Here is a 14,855-nt window from a genome sequence, read left to right on the forward strand (position 1 = left end):
GATTCTCGGCATGACCGTCGCCGAAGATGCCACCGTCCTGACCGTTGCGGACGCCGCGCCGTCGGTGCCCGATTCCGCCCTCGTCGCGTCCGGGGCCCGCATCATCGGGTCCGTCACCCTCGCCGAGGACTCGAGTGTCTGGTACAACGCCGTGCTGCGCGCCGACAGCGCCCCGATCACGATCGGGGCGCGCAGCAACGTCCAGGACAACGTGTCCGTCCACGTGGACGCCGCACACCCGGTGATCATCGGGGAGGACGTGTCGATCGGGCACAACGCGGTCGTGCACGGATGCCGCATCGGCGACGGCTCGCTGATCGGCATGGGAAGCGTCGTGCTCTCGGGCGCTCAGATCGGTGCCGGCTGCCTCGTCGCCGGGGGAGCGGTGGTGCTGGAGGGCACGGTCGTCCCCGAGGGCTCCCTCGTCGCCGGCGTCCCGGCCAAGGTGCGGCGACAGCTGACCGAGGGCGAGCGCGCGGACCTCCTCCGCAATGCCGAGATCTACCTGTCCCATCGCGACGCGCACGCGGCTGCCCTCCGACCCGGCGGCATCGCCTCGGTCTGACCGCGCTCGCCTAGGCTCGTAGAGTGCCCGAGCCCGCCCGTCCGCTGATCCCGCTCTGGTGGGCCATACCCGTCGCCGCGATCGGCGGGGCGGTCCTCGACCTCGCCTTCCCGGACGTGGGGATCTGGCCGCTCGCCTTCGTCGGCGTCGCGCTGTCCTTGCTGACGCTCATCGGCCGCTCGCTCGGCGGGGCGGTCCTCGTCGGCGCCGTGTTCGCGGCATCCTTCTATCTGTTCCACATCGAGTGGATCACCCGCTACCTCGGCCTCGTCCCGTGGTTCGCGCTGGCGGGGATCGAGACGGTGCTGAGTGCGGTCGCCGCGATGCTCCTGACCCTCGCGTACCGCTGGGTCCCGCGCCTGCTCCCGGGGCCGTGGGGGCGGGTCGTCGCGCTGCCGGCACTGGTCGCCGGCACCTGGACGGCGCGTGAGCTGTTCCTCGGGTCGTGGCCGTACACCGGCTTCCCGTGGGGTCGGCTGGGGATGAGTCAGGCCGAGAGCCCGCTCGCCGAGCTCTCGTCGTGGCTCGGCGTCAGCGGGCTGACCTTCGTGATGGTGTTCACCGTCGCCGCGGCCATCGAAGCCGTCCGGCTCCGGGTGTGGCGGCGGATCCCCCTCGCCGCGCCCGCGGTCGCCGCTGCCGCGCTCCTGCTGCTGATCCCGCAGTTCCCGACGACGGCTGCCGGTTCGCTCCGCGTCGGCGCCGTCCAGGGCAACGGGCCCTCCGGCTACTTCGACGAGCGGGAGCGGTACGACGTCCTTCAGGCGCAGATGGATGCCACCGCGCCGCTCCTCGGTGAGGATCTCGACGTGCTGCTGTGGCCCGAAGGCGGCATCGACGCCGACCCGCTCCGCAACTCGTCGGTGGCCCGTGCCCTCGACGATCTCTCCGAGACGCTCGATGCCCCGCTCATCGTCAACGCGGCGACCGAGCGCGGCGACGACATCTACAACACGTCCATGCTGTGGCAGTCCGGAGAAGAGAACCCGGTCGCGCTGCACGACAAGGCCAACCCGGTACCGATGGGGGAGTACGTCCCCGACAGGTGGTTCTTCGAGGCGCTGGTGCCCGATCTGATCGGGCTGATCCAGCGCGAGTACACGCCCGGCACGAATGCACCGTTCTTCGACGTGGACGGGATCGGTGTGGGGCTCGCGATCTGCTTCGACGTGATCTACGACGACGTGATCTGGGAGGGCGCGAGCGACGGCGCCCAGGTGTACATGTTCCAGACGAACAACGCCGACTTCCGCGACACCGATGAGAACCTGCAGCAGCTCGCGTTCGCACGGATGCGCGCGATCGAGACGGGGCGCGCGGTCGTCAACATCTCCACGGTCGGCACGAGTCAGGTCATCGCCCCCGACGGGGCGGTGATCGACGGCCTGTCCGCGGATACGGCCGGGCACCTGCTCGTCGACGTGCCGCTGCGCACCGGCCTGACGCCGGCCGTCCTCATCGGACCCGCGGTTCAGATCGCACTCGGATGGCTCGCGCTCCCGGCGCTGCTGGTGGCCGGGATCCTCGTCCGCCGGCGCACGAAAGCGGCGCCGCCCGTGGAGGACGGCGCCGCAGGGGTGTGAGTGTCAGGCGCTCAGACGCTCGCCGCGACGGGCCCGAAGGAGGGCGAGGCGCTCTTCGAGCAGCTCCTCGAGCTCGGGGATCGTGCGGCGCTCCATGAGCATGTCCCAGTGGGTGCGAACGGCCTTGTCGCCGGAGTGGTCGACCTCGGCCAGGGTGTCACCGATGCGGCGGAGTGCTTCGGCGCCACAGGTGCGGCATTCCCAGGCCTCGGGGACCTCGGCGTCGGCCGCGAAGGTCAGGACGGTCTCTCGCTCGCACTGCGTGCAGACATAGGTGTGGTTGGTGCGCTCTACGAATACGACGCCTTCTTCGCTCTGTAGGCTCGAAGCGCCGAGACGCATGCCGCGAAGGCTGCGATCTGCCATTGTGTGGTCCTCTCGTCGTCCTCAGGTATAACGAACTCACCTGTGGAGATCATCCGAACGGGCCCCCCGGATCCCTCCTTTCACAGGGGATACCCAGTGCCGCGGGTTATAGGCGACCTCTGGCCACCGCGATGCCCCGATCGGCGTGGTCGGTGACGATCCCGTCGACGCCCATCGCAATGAGCCGGCGCATGTCGGCCGGTTCGTTGACAGTCCAGACGTGGACCTCGACTCCGGCACGGTGGGCGGTCTGCAGCAGGCGCGGTGTCACGATCCGGATCCCGCGATGGCGTTCGGGCACCTGCAGCGCGTCCACCTCCGCCAGAGCCGCCCGCGCGAGCCGCGGGAGGCCGCTGCGAGCCGCCGCGAGGATGCGGGCCAGGGTCGACGTCCCCGCGGACGTCGCCGGGTCGCCGCCCTTCGCCCGGGCCGACGTGAGCGCGGCGCGGCGACGCTCGTCCGAGAAGCTCGTGAGCAACACGCGGTGCGACTCCCTCGCGACGAGCCAGCCGACCTGCTCCGCCGCCGCAGGAGCCTTCACGTCGAGGTTGAACCGGGCGTCCGGGAAGGCGTCCAGCACGTCGGCGAGCATCGCGAGCCCGCCCCGCGTCGACATGATCGCCGCCAGTTCGCGTGCCGGCACGGATGCCACGGGGCGCGGATCGCCCGTGACCCGACGGAGGTCGTCATCGTGGAAGAGGACGACCTCGCCGTCGGCCGTCAGGTGGCAGTCCGACTCGATGTACACCGTCCCGGCCCCTCGTGCCGCGGCGATGGCGGCGACGGAGTTCTCGGCGACGCCCTCGGACGTCGGCGGCACGAAACCACGATGGGCGAGCACACGTGGCCCCGGCTCGCCCATGAACCACGGATGAGTCATACCGGCGGGGTCGGGGGAGCGGTCCTGTCGCCGAAGGCGCCGCTGAACGACTTGAGCGCGTCGGTGAACTCGCCGGGGATGATCCACAGCTTGCTCGACGCGCTCTCGCTGATCTTGGGAAGCGTCTGCAGGTACTGATAGGCGAGGAGCTTCTCGTCCGGCTGCCCGGCGTGGATCGCGTCGAAGACGTTCTTGATGGCGGCTGCTTCGCCCTCGGCACGGAGGATCGCGGACTGCTTCTCGCCCTCGGCGCGGAGGATGTCCGCCTGACGACGCCCCTCTGCCTCGAGGATCTGCGACTGCTTGGAGCCCTCGGCGGTGAGGATCACCGCACGGCGGTCCCGCTCGGCGCGCATCTGCTTCTCCATCGAGTCCTGGATGGACAGCGGCGGGTCGATGGCCTTCAGCTCGACACGCGATACGCGGATGCCCCACTTTCCGGTCGCCTCGTCGAGGACGATCCGCAGCTGCCCGTTGATGTTGTCGCGGCTCGTGAGGGCCTGTTCGAGGTTCAGCCCGCCGACCACGTTGCGGAGCGTCGTCGTCGTGAGCTGTTCGACCGCTCCGAGGTAGTTGGCGATCTCGTAGGTGGCGGCGCGGGCATCCGTCACCTGGAAGTAGACGACCGTGTCGATGGAGACGACGAGGTTGTCCTCGGTGATGACGGGCTGCGGCGGGAACGACACGACCTGCTCGCGCATGTCCACCAGCGGGCGCACCCGGTCGATGAACGGGACCAGGATGTTCAGGCCGGGCGTCAGCGTGCGCTGGTAGCGGCCGAGGCGCTCGACCACGCCGGCGTAGGCCTGCGGGATGATCCGGATGGATCGGAACAGCACGACGACGACGAAGATCGCGATGACGACCAGCAGCACCACGATGAAGATCTGGCCGATGAAATCGCCGACGTTGACGGTGGCGGGGACGATCATGCGGAGGCACTCCCTTGCTCGGGCGCGACCAGGACGGTCGCGCCGCGGACGGCGGTGACGGTGACGCGCTCACCGGGGCCGACGGTGGTCGTGAGATCGGTCAGACGAGCCGTCCAAGTCTCGCCGTTGTCGAGCTTGACCGACCCGTCGCCCTCGACGAATGCGGTCACGACGCGCGCCGACATCCCGGTGAGCGCGTCGACGTTCGTCGGGATGTGCTGACTCGATCGGTGCAGCGCCCGCAGCAGCAGCGGACGGATGGTGAACAGCAGCAGCGCCGAGATCGCGGCGGCCGCGAGGACCTGCACCCACCAGACCGTCCCGAGCAGATTCGCCCCGAGACCGCCGATGAGCGTGCCGGCGGCGAGCATGAGGAAGGTGAACTCGAGGGTCAGCAGCTCGATGATCACGAACAGGACGGCGAGGACCAGCCACGCGATCCAGAGGTACTGCACGAGATCCGGCATCGGCGGTGGCTCCTTCCTCGGGGCGCTTTCCTCGCACACTATCAACGCGGGTGGCCGCTCGGGGCCGGGCGCGCGCGGTTGATAGTGTCGAGGTGCTCGAGCTCCGGCTCGCATCACCCCACCCCGCAGGAGATCCTCATGTCGCAGCCCCTTCCCGCCGGTTCCCTCTCAGAGAAGACCGCCCTCGTCACCGGGTCCTCGCGGGGCATCGGCGCCGACACGGCGCGCTACCTCGCGCAGGCGGGCGCGAACGTCGTCATCAACTTCCGCAACAAGGCGCCGCGTGCCGAGAAGCTGGCGACGGAGCTGCGCGATCTCGGTGTGGACGTCCTGACCGTCGGTGCGGATCTGACCGACCCGGCATCCGTCGCGGAGATGTTCCGCGCGGTGGAGGAGCGCTTCGCGGGCCTCGACGTCCTCGTGCTCAACGCCTCGGGCGGCATGGAGGGCGGCATGGCGGAGGACTACGCCCTGAAGCTCAACCGGGATGCGCAGCTCAACGTCCTCGCGACGGCTCTGCCACTCCTCTCGGACGGCGCCCGCGTCGTGTTCGTCACGAGTCACCAGGCGCACTTCATCGAGACGACGCCGACGATGCCCGAGTACGAGCCGGTCGCCCGCTCGAAGCGCGCCGGTGAAGTCGCCCTCCGCGAGCAGATCCCGGCCCTCGCCGAGAAGGGCGTCGAGTTCGTCGTCGTGTCGGGGGACATGATCGAGGGGACGATCACCGCCACGCTCCTCGAGCGGGCGAACCCGGGCGCGATCAGCGAGCGCCGCGAGTCGGCGGGCCGGCTCTACAACGTGTCGGAGTTCGCGGCGGAGGTCGCCCTGGCCGCGGTCGAGCCCGTGCCGGCCGACAACACGCGCCTCATCGGCGATGTGAGCTCGTTCGGCGCCTGACCGCCCCGCTCACCCCGCGGGGGAGAGCAGCAGCACCACCACGAAGAGCACGGGGACGCACCCCAGGGTCGTCAGGAACACCGTGTCGCGGGCGATCGTCTCGCCGATGCGGTACCGCTGCGCGTAGTTGAAGACGTTCTGCGCCGTCGGCAGCGCGGCGAGCACCGTCACGACGAGCACGTCGGCGGGGGAGAGGCCGAAGACGAAGGATGCCAGCGCCCACGCCACGAGCGGCATGAGGATCAGCTTGAGCGCGGTCGCGACCAGGATGTCGCGCCGCCTGCCCGACGCTCCCAGCACCCGCTGCCCGTGCAGCGAGATCCCGTAGCTGATCAGGAGGACGGGCACCGCCGCGCCGGCGACGAGGTGCAGGGGAGCGGACACGATCTCGGGAAGGCGGATTCCCGCTGCCGAGACGGCGGTCCCGAGGGCGGACCCGACGACGATCGGGTTCGTGATCGTGCGGCGGATGATCGGCCACGGCCGACGTCCGCTCGCCGAGGCGATCGCCTCGAGGAACGCCATCGTGATCGGCGTCAGGACGAGCAGCTGGAACAGGATCACCGGCGCCGGGAACGCGGCGCTGCCGAGTACGTACAGCGACAGCGGGATGCCGATGTTGTTCGAGTTGACCTGTCCGGCGGACAGCGCGCCGATGACCGTCTCGCCGGCGCTGCGGCGCCAGACGAATCGGGCCAGGGGGACGTAGACCGCGAACACGGCGGCCGCCGCGAGCGCGGAGACCGGGAGGAGACCCGAGAACAGGGTCGCGACGTCGGCCTCGGAGAGCACCGTGAACAGCAGGAACGGGCTCAGGACGAAGAAGGTGAGGCGGCCGAGCACCTGACCGCCGGTCGGTCCGAGCAGATCGATGCGCCCGATGATCCAGCCGACGAGGATCGCGACGCCGATGACGACGAATCCGGTCAGCACTTCGAGCACCCCTCGAGCCTAGGCGGGCTCGGCCACTTGCCCCGTCACGGAACATCAGCTATCGTTTTTCGATAGGAATCGATCGAGAGGCAGTCCTCCATGGCTCATGCGAGCATCGTCATCCTGCGCGTCGTTCTGGCGGTGTCGCTCGCGGGATCGCTCTTCGTGCAGACGTTCATCGGGACGGCGCTCTGGTTCGACCTGATCATGATCCCGCTCGGGTTCCGGATCGCGCTCCTGGCGATCTTCGTCCTGTGGATCGGCTGTCTCCAGGTCGTCGCGGTGTGCGTCTGGCGCCTGCTGACACTGGTCTCCGACGGCGCCGTCTTCAGCGCGAAGGCGTTCCGTGTCGTGGACGTCGTCATCGCGGCCATCCTGGTCGCCGCGGCTCTGACGGCGGCGCTCGCCAGCCTGCTGGTGCCCGGCGAGGCGGCACCCGGCGTCGTCGGCCTCATCTACGGCGCCGCGCTGGTCACGGGTGGTGTGGCGCTCGTCGTCGTCGTCATGAAATCGCTGTTGCGCCAGGCGACCGACATGCGCGCCGAGCTCGCGGAGGTGGTGTGATGCCGATCGTCGTGGACATCGACGTCATGCTCGCCAAGCGCAAACTGTCGGTCGGCGCGCTGGCCGAGCGCATCGGCATCACACCCGCGAACCTCGCCGTGCTGAAGAACGGGCGCGCCAAAGCGGTTCGCTTCACGACGCTCGAGGCGCTGTGCGAGGCGCTGGAATGTCAACCCGCCGACCTGCTGCGCTGGGAGCCCGGCGACGGCTCCCGCGAGACCGCGATCAGCCGTCCGGCCGCCTCCGGCGAGATCCGATAATGCACATTATGTCAGGTCGACTCTCGACCGCGGCTCGCCCCGGCCGCGAAGCCCGCGCCGTCCCCCTATCGACGCTGCAGCCCCGAGGCCCGATGGGGTGAAGCACGACGGCCCCCATCGCTGTACCATTCGGGCATCAACGCCGGATTCGCAACCACCTTCGGTCGCGCCAGCGAGCTCCATGACCTGAGCGCGTCGCTCGGCTACGCCCGAAACCGTCACGCTGCCGCGATCCTCGTGCAGGGCGAAGCCGGCATCGGCAAGTCTGTCCTGCTCGACGAGTTGATGGTGCGAATCGCCTCTCAAGCGCCGCGCGTGATCCGGATCGCCGGCTATTCGTCCGAATCGGGAATGCCCTACGCCGCCGTAGACCTCATTCTGCGCCAGCTGGAGGGTCACCTGGCCGGCATCCCCGCGAGGCAGCAGCACGCTCTTGCCGTGGCCACGGGTCGGGACGTCGGCGCTCCGCCCGACCGGTTCCACGTCGGGATGGGCCTCCTCTCGTTGATCGGGTCACTCCCGGGTGTCACCCTCTTGATGGTCGATGACGCTCATCTCGTCGACCAAGCGTCGTTGAGCGTGTTGGCCTTCGTCGCTCGCCGGCTGCGCGCCGAATCCGCACTGCTGGTATTCGCCAGTCGGCCGGACGCCGTGACCATCGAGATCCTCTCCGGTGTCACGATGATGCAGCTGGGCGGGCTCGACACGCACGCGGCGCTGGACCTGTTGCGCGCCCTCAGCCCCGGGGATCTGGATCCTCAGGTGGCAGTGAGTGTCGTTTCACAGCTCGAGGGGCATCCCCTCGCCATCGCGGATCTCGCCCGTCACACCGACTATCACCGGCTCGCGCTGCGTGTCCTGTCGTCCGAGCCGCTCCCGCCCGGCGCTCTGCTCCAGTCCCTGTACCAGCAGGAGATCAGCGCGCTCCCCGAGGATTCGAGGACGCTCGCCCTACTCGCGGCAACGGATACGACGGGTGACGCAGGAGTCGTGATGGGAGCCGCAAGGCTGCGGGGTCTGTCCGCAGAAGCCGCGACCCACATCGAGCTGACCGGTCTGCTGAGGTTCGATGGCCGGGTCAACTTCCGGCATCAGCTCGTCCGCGCTGCCATCTACAACGCCGTCCCCGCACGCGACCGACGAGCCGCACATGACGCTCTGGAGGCCGCGTCGCGCGACAGCGGGTACGAGCCTGCCGCGGCGTTGCATGCCGCGGCGACAGCAACTCCCCCCAACAGGACGGTCGCCGACCGACTCGAACGGCTCGCCGATGCAGCGGGGATGCGCGGCGCCCTGCTGACGAAGGCCGGGATGATGCTGCGCTCGAGCGAATTCAGCCCGCCCGGTCAGGACCGGGTCGACCGGGCCATCACCGCCAGTGAGAGCGCTGTGAGCGCGGGTGCAGCGCTGATGGCGCGGGACATCCTGAGCACTCTGAACGAAGCCGACCTGACAGACGAGCAGCGTGGCCGCTTCCTGTCGACGCGAGCCCTGCTGAGCCTGTTCGTGGCGGATGCCGCAGGCATCCCTCATGTCCCATCGACATTCGTTCAGGCCAGCGCAGCGCTGAGTGCAGTGTCTGCAGAGCGAGAACAACTGGCGCTCATCGATGCGTTCGGATACATGCTCGCCACCGACATATCGACGCAGGGACTGTCGGCGCCAGACCTCGCGCGACGGCTTCTCGCCGTCAGTGGGAGCAGCGACCTTCTCGGTGCGGTCGCGAACGGCATCGGCCGCTTCCTTCTGGGACTGGACGACGAGGGTGCACGGGCCGTGCGGAACGCGCTCACCGTGGCCGACACCGCCTCAGACGCACAACGTGTGCGCCTCGGTGGGGTCCTGGTCGCGTTGTCCTCCGCGCTCTGGGATCCGCCGGCTGCGTTGGGGTTCGCCCAGCGCCTCATCGATGTCGCCAAGCACGCCGGCGCGCTCCAGTCACTCGACTCAGCCCTGTGGATCGCATCCACCCTTCATGTCCGCCTGCTCGACATCAACGCCGCCGGGCACGCCTTGGAGAACGTCCGAGAACTTCGACGCGCCATCGGGTATCCGGCTGAGCACGTTGTGAATGCTGCCCATCTCGCCTTGACGGGCGCAGCGCTGGAGTACGCGGACGCCGCAGCCGACGCCACTCTTCAGGCGGGATTCGGCGGTGCGTGGGTCAGCGCGAAGATCGGCATCGGGGTACGCCTGATTGCGGACGGTCGATATCAGGAGGCATACGACTCGCTTCATTCGACACTCACCACAAGGTTCGAGCACATGAAGGGAATGGCTCAGCCCGAACTGGCAGAGGCCGCCGCCCGAAGCGGCCGTCGCGAGGAAGCCATTGCAGCGGTCGATCACCTCGAGCGCATCGCCCAGCGGCATCCGACGCCGTTCGCTCGGGGAATCGCCGACCGGTCAGCCGCGCTCATCACCGCCGGTGACGCGGCCGAAGACCGTTACCGATCCGCAATCAGCCTGTTGTCGTCGGAGCACACGTCCGGAGACAGGGCGCGAGCACACCTCCTCTTCGGCGAATGGCTGCGCCGGGAGCGACGACGACGCGAGGCACGAGAGCATCTCGCCACTGCCGCGCGATCCTTCGATGCGCTCGGTGCCAGCCCGTTCGCCGACCGAGCACGACGGGAGTTCGCGGCGACAGGGGAACATCTCCCGCTGCCCACGAGCCCTTCGGATCTGACGCCGCAAGAGGCCCTCGTCGCCAGCCTCGCCGAGGAAGGCAAGAGCAACCAGGAGATCGCCGTCGCCCTCTTCATCTCACCGAACACCGTCGACTACCACCTCCGGAAGGTGTTCCGGAAGCTCGGTGTCACATCCCGGCGCCAGCTGCGCGACGGCGCCCGCGAATAGCCGCCTCCTGACTACGAACGATACGTGGTGCGGCTCCGCTCCCCGGGGACCAGATTGGCGTCATCGCACGCCACCCTCGACGAAGGAGCGCCCCCATGCCTCTCGCTGCCACCGACGACGGTACGGACATCTTCTACAAGGACTGGGGGCCGACCGACGGCGAACCCGTCCTCCTCAGCCACGGCTGGCCTCTCAACAGTGACGCCTGGGAGGCCACAGCGCGGTTCCTCTCGGACAAGGGCTACCGCGTCATCGCGCACGACCGTCGCGGTCACGGAAAATCCACACAGACGTGGAACGGCAACGAGATGGACACCTACGCGGACGACCTGGCATGCCTCCTCGACGCACTCGACGTCACCGGGGTGACCCTGATCGGCCATTCGACCGGGGGCGGCGAGATCGCACGCTACATCGGCCGCCACGGCACCGGGCGAGTCGTTCGAGTCGTTCTGGTGTCCGCCGTGCCCCCACTCATGGTCCAGACCGAGGACAACCCCGGCGGGCTCCCCCGTGCGACGTTCGACGGCATCCGCGCCGGTGAAGCCGCCAACCGCTCCCAGCTCTACCGCGACCTCGCAGACGGGCCCTTCTTCGGGAACAACCGCACGGGCGATGTGCCGCAGGGCACCCGCGACGCTTTCTGGCTCCAAGGCCTCGCCTCTGGCACGCGCAACGCATACGAGTGCATCGCCGCGTTCAGCGCGACCGATTTCCGACCCGACCTGGCGAAGATCGATGTTCCCGTCCTCATCATCCACGGTGACGACGACCAGATCGTCCCCTTCGAGATCAGCGGCAAGCTCTCCGCCCAACTCGTACCGAACGGGCACCTCATCGTCTACGAAGGCGGAGCCCACGGCCTGCCCGACACCGACAGGGAACGACTGCACGCCGACATCATCACCTTTCTGAGCTCCTGATCCAGCCCAGCCAGCCCACCCGACGAAGAGGTAACGCCATGCCCAACCTTGAAAAGCCCGACACCATCGTCCTCGTGCACGGACTGTGGGTGACCCCACGCAGCTGGGAGGGCTGGAAACAGCGATACGAAGCACGGGGATACAACGTCCTCACTCCCGCCTACCCCGGATTCGAGATCGAGGTGGAAGCGCTCCGCGAAGAGCCCGGCGTGATCGCGAACCTCACCGTCCCGGAGACTGTGGCACACCTCACCTCCGTCATCCAGGGACTCGCGAGACCGCCGATCATCATGGGCCACTCATTCGGGGGGCTCCTCACCCAGATGCTCCTCGCCCGCGGGCTCGGCGCAGCCGGCGCCGCCATCGACTCAGCCCCCACAGAAGGGGTCCGAGTCACACCCCTCTCGCAAGCCCGGTCCCTCTTCCCCGCGCTCAAGAACCCCGCGAACTACCGCAAAGCCGTGGGCTTCACCAAGGACGAGTGGCACTACGCCTTCACGAACACCCTGCCCCGTGACGAATCCGATGCGGCGTGGGAGCGATATGCGATCCCCGCCCCGGGCAACTGGGTCTGGGCGTACGGCCTGCTGGCGAACTACCAGCCCGGGCATCAGGAGACATGGGTCGACTACTCCATCGACCGCGCTCCCCTGCTGTTCATCGGCGGAAGCGAAGACCACATCATGCCGCCCGCCGTCAACACGTCCAACGCCAGACACTGGAGCAAGTCGCCCGCAAAGACCGATTATCACGAGTTCGAGGGACGCGACCACTGGACCTGCGCCGCGCCGGGCTGGGAGGAAGTCGCCGACTACGCCCTCGACTGGACGGTGGCCCACGCTCAGCCGCTGAGCGAACCCTCCCCCGTCTAGTGCGCCGCGATGACGGGCGCCGATGTCAGGAAGTACCCGCGTCACGTCACGCACCCAACGAAAGGACAGCACCATGAACCACCATCGCCGCCGAGGACTGCTCGGCGTCGCCGCCGCAGCGCTCGCATTCTCCTTGGCTCTGCTCGGGGGCTCCGCAGGAGCGGTCGCCGGATCCGGTCCCTCCCGCGCCGCACAGCCCAAGCCCAAGCCCACCGTCGTCCTCGTGCACGGCGCGTTCGCCGACTCCAGCGGGTGGAACCTCGTGACCCCTGCCCTCCAGGCCGCGGGGTATCCGGTGCTGGCGTTCTCGAATCCACTCCGCGGCGTCGCGTACGACAGCCAGTACCTGCGCGATTTCCTCACCACCATCACCGGACCGATCGTGCTCGTCGGCCACTCGTATGGGGGCGCTGTGATCACCAACGCGGCTTCCGGAAACACGCAGGTGAAGTCGCTCGTCTATATCGCCGCCTACGCACTCGACGAAGGCGAATCGGTCGCGGCCGCGAACGCCCTGGGCGGTGGCCACACCGAGGTCACCGACCATCTCGTCATTCGTCCCTTCCCGGGTGCCGCCGAAGGGGACGCCGACGCGTACATCGACCCTGCGCATTTCCCCAGGCTCTTCGCCCAGGACGTGCCGAAGGTACTTGCCAAGACGATGGCAGGCTCCCAGCGACCCGGGTCGTACGCCTCCCTGGTGTCCCCATCGGGAGAGCCTGCCTGGAAGACGATCCCCAGCTGGTACCTCGTCGCGAAGCAGGACCGCATCATCCCGCCGGAGGCCGAGCGCGTGATGGCTGAGCGCGCGAACGCCACCACCGTCGAGGTCAACACCTCACATGTGCCCATGCTCAGCAAGCCATCGAGCGTGATCAAGCTCATCACGCAGGCGACCAGGTAGTTCACGGAACGAGTGCCGGTCGACCGAGTCCGTCGACCGGCACTCACCGGAAGGACGCCGCCTCTGCGCCGACTCAGGAGACGGAGATGCCCTTCCAGAAGGCGACGTAGCCCGAGAAGTCCTTGCCGACGCGTGTGATCGCCGTGGGATAAGGGGTGGGGTAGGCGAACGCGCCGTCCTCGACCGTCTGACCGTCCGCCGCCACGTCGAAGTACTGGCACTCGCCCTTCCAGGGGCAGGTGTACGGCGTCGTGCTCTCGGTGAAAAGGTCCCGATTCACGGAGCCGGGCGGGAAGTATGAATTGCCCTCGATGCTGATGATGTCCTCGTCGGGGGCTTCCGCGATGACCGTGTCGCCGAGCGTTGCCTTCATGTCGAACTCCTTCATCCGAGTGCTGTCCCCCAGGCTACGCCCGCGGCCCGACGCCGGGGCCGGAGTAGCGTGGACGGGTGACACCTCCCCCGCTCCGCAGCTTCCTCGATCAGGCGCCATGAGCACGTTGTCCTACCGTGCCGCCGCGGCCGGCGGACCGGGCGTGCGCGCCTGGGTCATCTGGACGACGGGCGTCGCCGCGTACATCCTCTCGGTGACGAACCGAACGTCGCTGTCGGCGGTCGGCATCGACGCCGCCGACCGGTTCTCGGCGGATGCCGCGACGCTGTCGCTGTTCGCGGTCGTGCAGCTGGCCGTGTACGGCGGCATGCAGTTGCCCATCGGCGTGCTCCTCGACCGGTACGGCTCGCGCCCGATCATGACGATCGGCATGATCCTGATGGCGGTCGGTCAGCTCACCATGGCCCTCTCCCCCAGTGTCGGCGTCGCGATCGTCGCGCGGATGCTCCTCGGCGCCGGTGACGCCGCCGTCTTCCCCGCGGTGCTGCGCCTGGTCGCCACCTGGTTCCCGGCACAGCGTGCGCCGGTGATGGTGCAGCTCACGGGCATCCTCGGTCAGGCGGGTCAGCTCATCGCCGTCGTCCCGATCGCGGCTCTCCTGCACGCCACCACCTGGACGATCACCTTCGGCAGCATCGCGGGCCTGTGCGTCCTCTTCGCCGTGCTGGTGTTCGCCCTCATCCGCAACCACCCGCCCGAGGTCGACCGCGACATCAGCGTCGACACCGACACCGGAGCGATACGCATCGTCACGTCGAGCGTCGACACCGGCGTCGGCATCCGTGCCGCCTGGGCGCATCCGGGGACGCGCCTGGCGTTCTGGTCGCACTTCGCCACGCCGTTCGCCGGCACCGCCTTCTTCCTGCTGTGGGGCGTCCCGTACCTGACCGCCGGTGAGGGACGCACGCTTCCCGAGGCCACCGGCATCATGACCATCTACGTCTTCGCCGGCATGGCGCTCGGACCGGTCCTCGGCGACCTGTCCCGTCGTGTGCCGCACCTGCGCTCGCGGGCTCTCGTGCTCCCGTCCGTCGCCGTCCAGCTGGTGGCATGGCTCGCCGTGATCCTCTGGCCGGGACCGGCGCCGCTGTGGCTCCTGATCACCCTCATGGTGGCTCTGGCCTTCGGCGGGCCGGCATCCATGATCGCCTTCGACCACGCCCGCACGCACAATCCGTCGCAGCGGCTCAGCACCGCCACCGGTCTGACGAATGCGGGCGGCTTCCTCGCCGCGCTCCTCGCCATCTTCGCGATCGGCGTCGCGCTCGACCTGCAGGGGGCGGGTACGCCCGAGACCTACCGGCTCGAGGCGTTCCGCATCGCCTTCCTGGCGCAGGTCCCGCTCTGGCTGCTCGGGATGGTGTTCATCGGGATCGAGCGACGGCGGACGCGCGTGCACATCGGGATGGATCCGCCGCGCCGTCCCCGCCGCTGACATGCGTGTGGCCCGGCC

General features: G+C 68.8%; 16 protein-coding genes. 10 read left to right on the forward strand and 6 right to left on the reverse strand.

The genetic code is table 11. The annotated features are described in order from the left end of the window. Positions 1–10 precede the first annotated feature (10 nt). Both AB3M83_RS08460 and lnt read left to right on the forward strand, forming a co-directional pair. Complete coding sequence (locus tag AB3M83_RS08460; protein ID WP_412946988.1) at positions 11–565, forward strand: gamma carbonic anhydrase family protein; 555 nt, start codon at positions 11–13, stop codon at positions 563–565. A gap of 23 nt (positions 566–588) precedes the next feature. Beyond that, a complete protein-coding gene (lnt, locus tag AB3M83_RS08465; protein ID WP_412946991.1) occupies positions 589–2,148 on the forward strand; it encodes an apolipoprotein N-acyltransferase in 1,560 nt (519 codons plus the stop codon). Positions 2,149–2,151: 3 nt separating this feature from the next. On the opposite strand, the gene AB3M83_RS08470 is transcribed toward lnt, so the two are convergent. The 4 genes from AB3M83_RS08470 to AB3M83_RS08485 all read right to left on the reverse strand — a co-directional run bounded on the left by AB3M83_RS08470 (position 2,152) and on the right by AB3M83_RS08485 (position 4,793). Next, entirely contained in the window at positions 2,152–2,514 is a 363-nt protein-coding gene (locus tag AB3M83_RS08470) for an RNA polymerase-binding protein RbpA (protein ID WP_412946994.1), read from the reverse strand. Between the two features lie 106 nt (positions 2,515–2,620). Continuing rightward, positions 2,621–3,394, reverse strand: coding sequence for a glycerophosphodiester phosphodiesterase family protein (locus tag AB3M83_RS08475; protein WP_412946996.1), 774 nt, complete (start codon positions 3,392–3,394; stop codon positions 2,621–2,623). Next, a complete protein-coding gene (locus AB3M83_RS08480; protein WP_412946998.1) occupies positions 3,391–4,326 on the reverse strand; it encodes an SPFH domain-containing protein in 936 nt (311 codons plus the stop codon). Before AB3M83_RS08480 ends, AB3M83_RS08475 begins: the two co-directional genes overlap by 4 nt. Beyond that, positions 4,323–4,793 carry an NfeD family protein gene (locus AB3M83_RS08485; RefSeq protein ID WP_412947000.1) on the reverse strand — a complete coding sequence of 157 codons (471 nt, stop codon included), beginning with the start codon at positions 4,791–4,793 and terminating at the stop codon, positions 4,323–4,325. The genes AB3M83_RS08480 and AB3M83_RS08485 overlap by 4 nt, the downstream gene beginning before the upstream one ends. A 138-nt stretch (positions 4,794–4,931) precedes the next feature. On the opposite strand from AB3M83_RS08485, the gene AB3M83_RS08490 reads away from it, so the two are divergent. Then, positions 4,932–5,693 carry an SDR family oxidoreductase gene (locus tag AB3M83_RS08490; RefSeq protein ID WP_412947002.1) on the forward strand — a complete coding sequence of 254 codons (762 nt, stop codon included), beginning with the start codon at positions 4,932–4,934 and terminating at the stop codon, positions 5,691–5,693. Between the two features lie 9 nt (positions 5,694–5,702). Here the strand turns inward: AB3M83_RS08490 and AB3M83_RS08495 are convergent, their stop codons facing one another. Further along, positions 5,703–6,635: an AEC family transporter gene (locus AB3M83_RS08495; RefSeq protein WP_412947004.1), complete on the reverse strand. Its 933-nt coding sequence runs from the start codon at positions 6,633–6,635 to the stop codon at positions 5,703–5,705. A gap of 90 nt (positions 6,636–6,725) precedes the next feature. Between AB3M83_RS08495 and AB3M83_RS08500 the strand changes: the two genes are divergently transcribed. The 6 genes from AB3M83_RS08500 (at position 6,726) to AB3M83_RS08525 (ending at position 13,008) form a co-directional block, all read left to right on the forward strand. Next, positions 6,726–7,190, forward strand: coding sequence for a DUF2975 domain-containing protein (locus AB3M83_RS08500; protein ID WP_412947007.1), 465 nt, complete (start codon positions 6,726–6,728; stop codon positions 7,188–7,190). Beyond that, positions 7,190–7,450, forward strand: a complete 261-nt coding sequence (locus tag AB3M83_RS08505; protein WP_412947010.1) for a helix-turn-helix domain-containing protein — start codon at positions 7,190–7,192, stop codon at positions 7,448–7,450. Before AB3M83_RS08500 ends, AB3M83_RS08505 begins: the two co-directional genes overlap by 1 nt. Before the next feature lie 135 nt (positions 7,451–7,585). Next, complete coding sequence (locus AB3M83_RS08510; protein WP_412947859.1) at positions 7,586–10,309, forward strand: LuxR C-terminal-related transcriptional regulator; 2,724 nt, start codon at positions 7,586–7,588, stop codon at positions 10,307–10,309. A gap of 95 nt (positions 10,310–10,404) precedes the next feature. Then, positions 10,405–11,232 carry an alpha/beta fold hydrolase gene (locus AB3M83_RS08515; protein ID WP_412947013.1) on the forward strand — a complete coding sequence of 276 codons (828 nt, stop codon included), beginning with the start codon at positions 10,405–10,407 and terminating at the stop codon, positions 11,230–11,232. 38 nt (positions 11,233–11,270) lie between these two features. Further along, a complete protein-coding gene (locus AB3M83_RS08520; RefSeq protein ID WP_412947016.1) occupies positions 11,271–12,104 on the forward strand; it encodes an alpha/beta hydrolase in 834 nt (277 codons plus the stop codon). A 73-nt stretch (positions 12,105–12,177) separates the two neighbouring features. Further along, positions 12,178–13,008 (forward strand): alpha/beta hydrolase, encoded by an 831-nt coding sequence (locus AB3M83_RS08525; RefSeq protein ID WP_412947019.1) that lies wholly within the window; start codon positions 12,178–12,180, stop codon positions 13,006–13,008. Positions 13,009–13,081: 73 nt separating this feature from the next. Here the strand turns inward: AB3M83_RS08525 and AB3M83_RS08530 are convergent, their stop codons facing one another. Further along, positions 13,082–13,381, reverse strand: a complete 300-nt coding sequence (locus AB3M83_RS08530; protein WP_412947022.1) for a DUF427 domain-containing protein — start codon at positions 13,379–13,381, stop codon at positions 13,082–13,084. 118 nt (positions 13,382–13,499) lie between these two features. Here AB3M83_RS08530 and AB3M83_RS08535 point away from each other — a divergent pair, with 118 nt between their 5' ends. Next, positions 13,500–14,837, forward strand: coding sequence for an MFS transporter (locus tag AB3M83_RS08535; protein ID WP_412947025.1), 1,338 nt, complete (start codon positions 13,500–13,502; stop codon positions 14,835–14,837). Positions 14,838–14,855 lie beyond the last annotated feature (18 nt).

It is taken from the genome of Microbacterium pasadenense (genome assembly GCF_047246565.1).
In the GTDB taxonomy this organism is placed as follows: Bacteria; Actinomycetota; Actinomycetes; order Actinomycetales; family Microbacteriaceae; genus Microbacterium.

What these genes read in the sequence shown, in the direction of transcription:
- AB3M83_RS08490 (WP_412947002.1), top strand. Translation starts at nt 4,932, where the DNA reads ATGTCGCAGCCCCTTCCCGCCGGTTCCCTCTCAGAGAAGACCGCCCTC.
- AB3M83_RS08525 (WP_412947019.1), top strand. Translation starts at nt 12,178, where the DNA reads ATGAACCACCATCGCCGCCGAGGACTGCTCGGCGTCGCCGCCGCAGCG.
- AB3M83_RS08500 (WP_412947007.1), top strand. Translation starts at nt 6,726, where the DNA reads ATGGCTCATGCGAGCATCGTCATCCTGCGCGTCGTTCTGGCGGTGTCG.
- AB3M83_RS08460 (WP_412946988.1), top strand. Translation starts at nt 11, where the DNA reads ATGACCGTCGCCGAAGATGCCACCGTCCTGACCGTTGCGGACGCCGCG.
- AB3M83_RS08535 (WP_412947025.1), top strand. Translation starts at nt 13,500, where the DNA reads ATGAGCACGTTGTCCTACCGTGCCGCCGCGGCCGGCGGACCGGGCGTG.
- AB3M83_RS08530 (WP_412947022.1), bottom strand. Translation starts at nt 13,381, where the DNA reads ATGAAGGCAACGCTCGGCGACACGGTCATCGCGGAAGCCCCCGACGAG.
- AB3M83_RS08480 (WP_412946998.1), bottom strand. Translation starts at nt 4,326, where the DNA reads ATGATCGTCCCCGCCACCGTCAACGTCGGCGATTTCATCGGCCAGATC.
- AB3M83_RS08515 (WP_412947013.1), top strand. Translation starts at nt 10,405, where the DNA reads ATGCCTCTCGCTGCCACCGACGACGGTACGGACATCTTCTACAAGGAC.
- AB3M83_RS08485 (WP_412947000.1), bottom strand. Translation starts at nt 4,793, where the DNA reads ATGCCGGATCTCGTGCAGTACCTCTGGATCGCGTGGCTGGTCCTCGCC.
- AB3M83_RS08470 (WP_412946994.1), bottom strand. Translation starts at nt 2,514, where the DNA reads ATGGCAGATCGCAGCCTTCGCGGCATGCGTCTCGGCGCTTCGAGCCTA.
- AB3M83_RS08505 (WP_412947010.1), top strand. Translation starts at nt 7,190, where the DNA reads ATGCCGATCGTCGTGGACATCGACGTCATGCTCGCCAAGCGCAAACTG.
- AB3M83_RS08520 (WP_412947016.1), top strand. Translation starts at nt 11,271, where the DNA reads ATGCCCAACCTTGAAAAGCCCGACACCATCGTCCTCGTGCACGGACTG.
- AB3M83_RS08475 (WP_412946996.1), bottom strand. Translation starts at nt 3,394, where the DNA reads ATGACTCATCCGTGGTTCATGGGCGAGCCGGGGCCACGTGTGCTCGCC.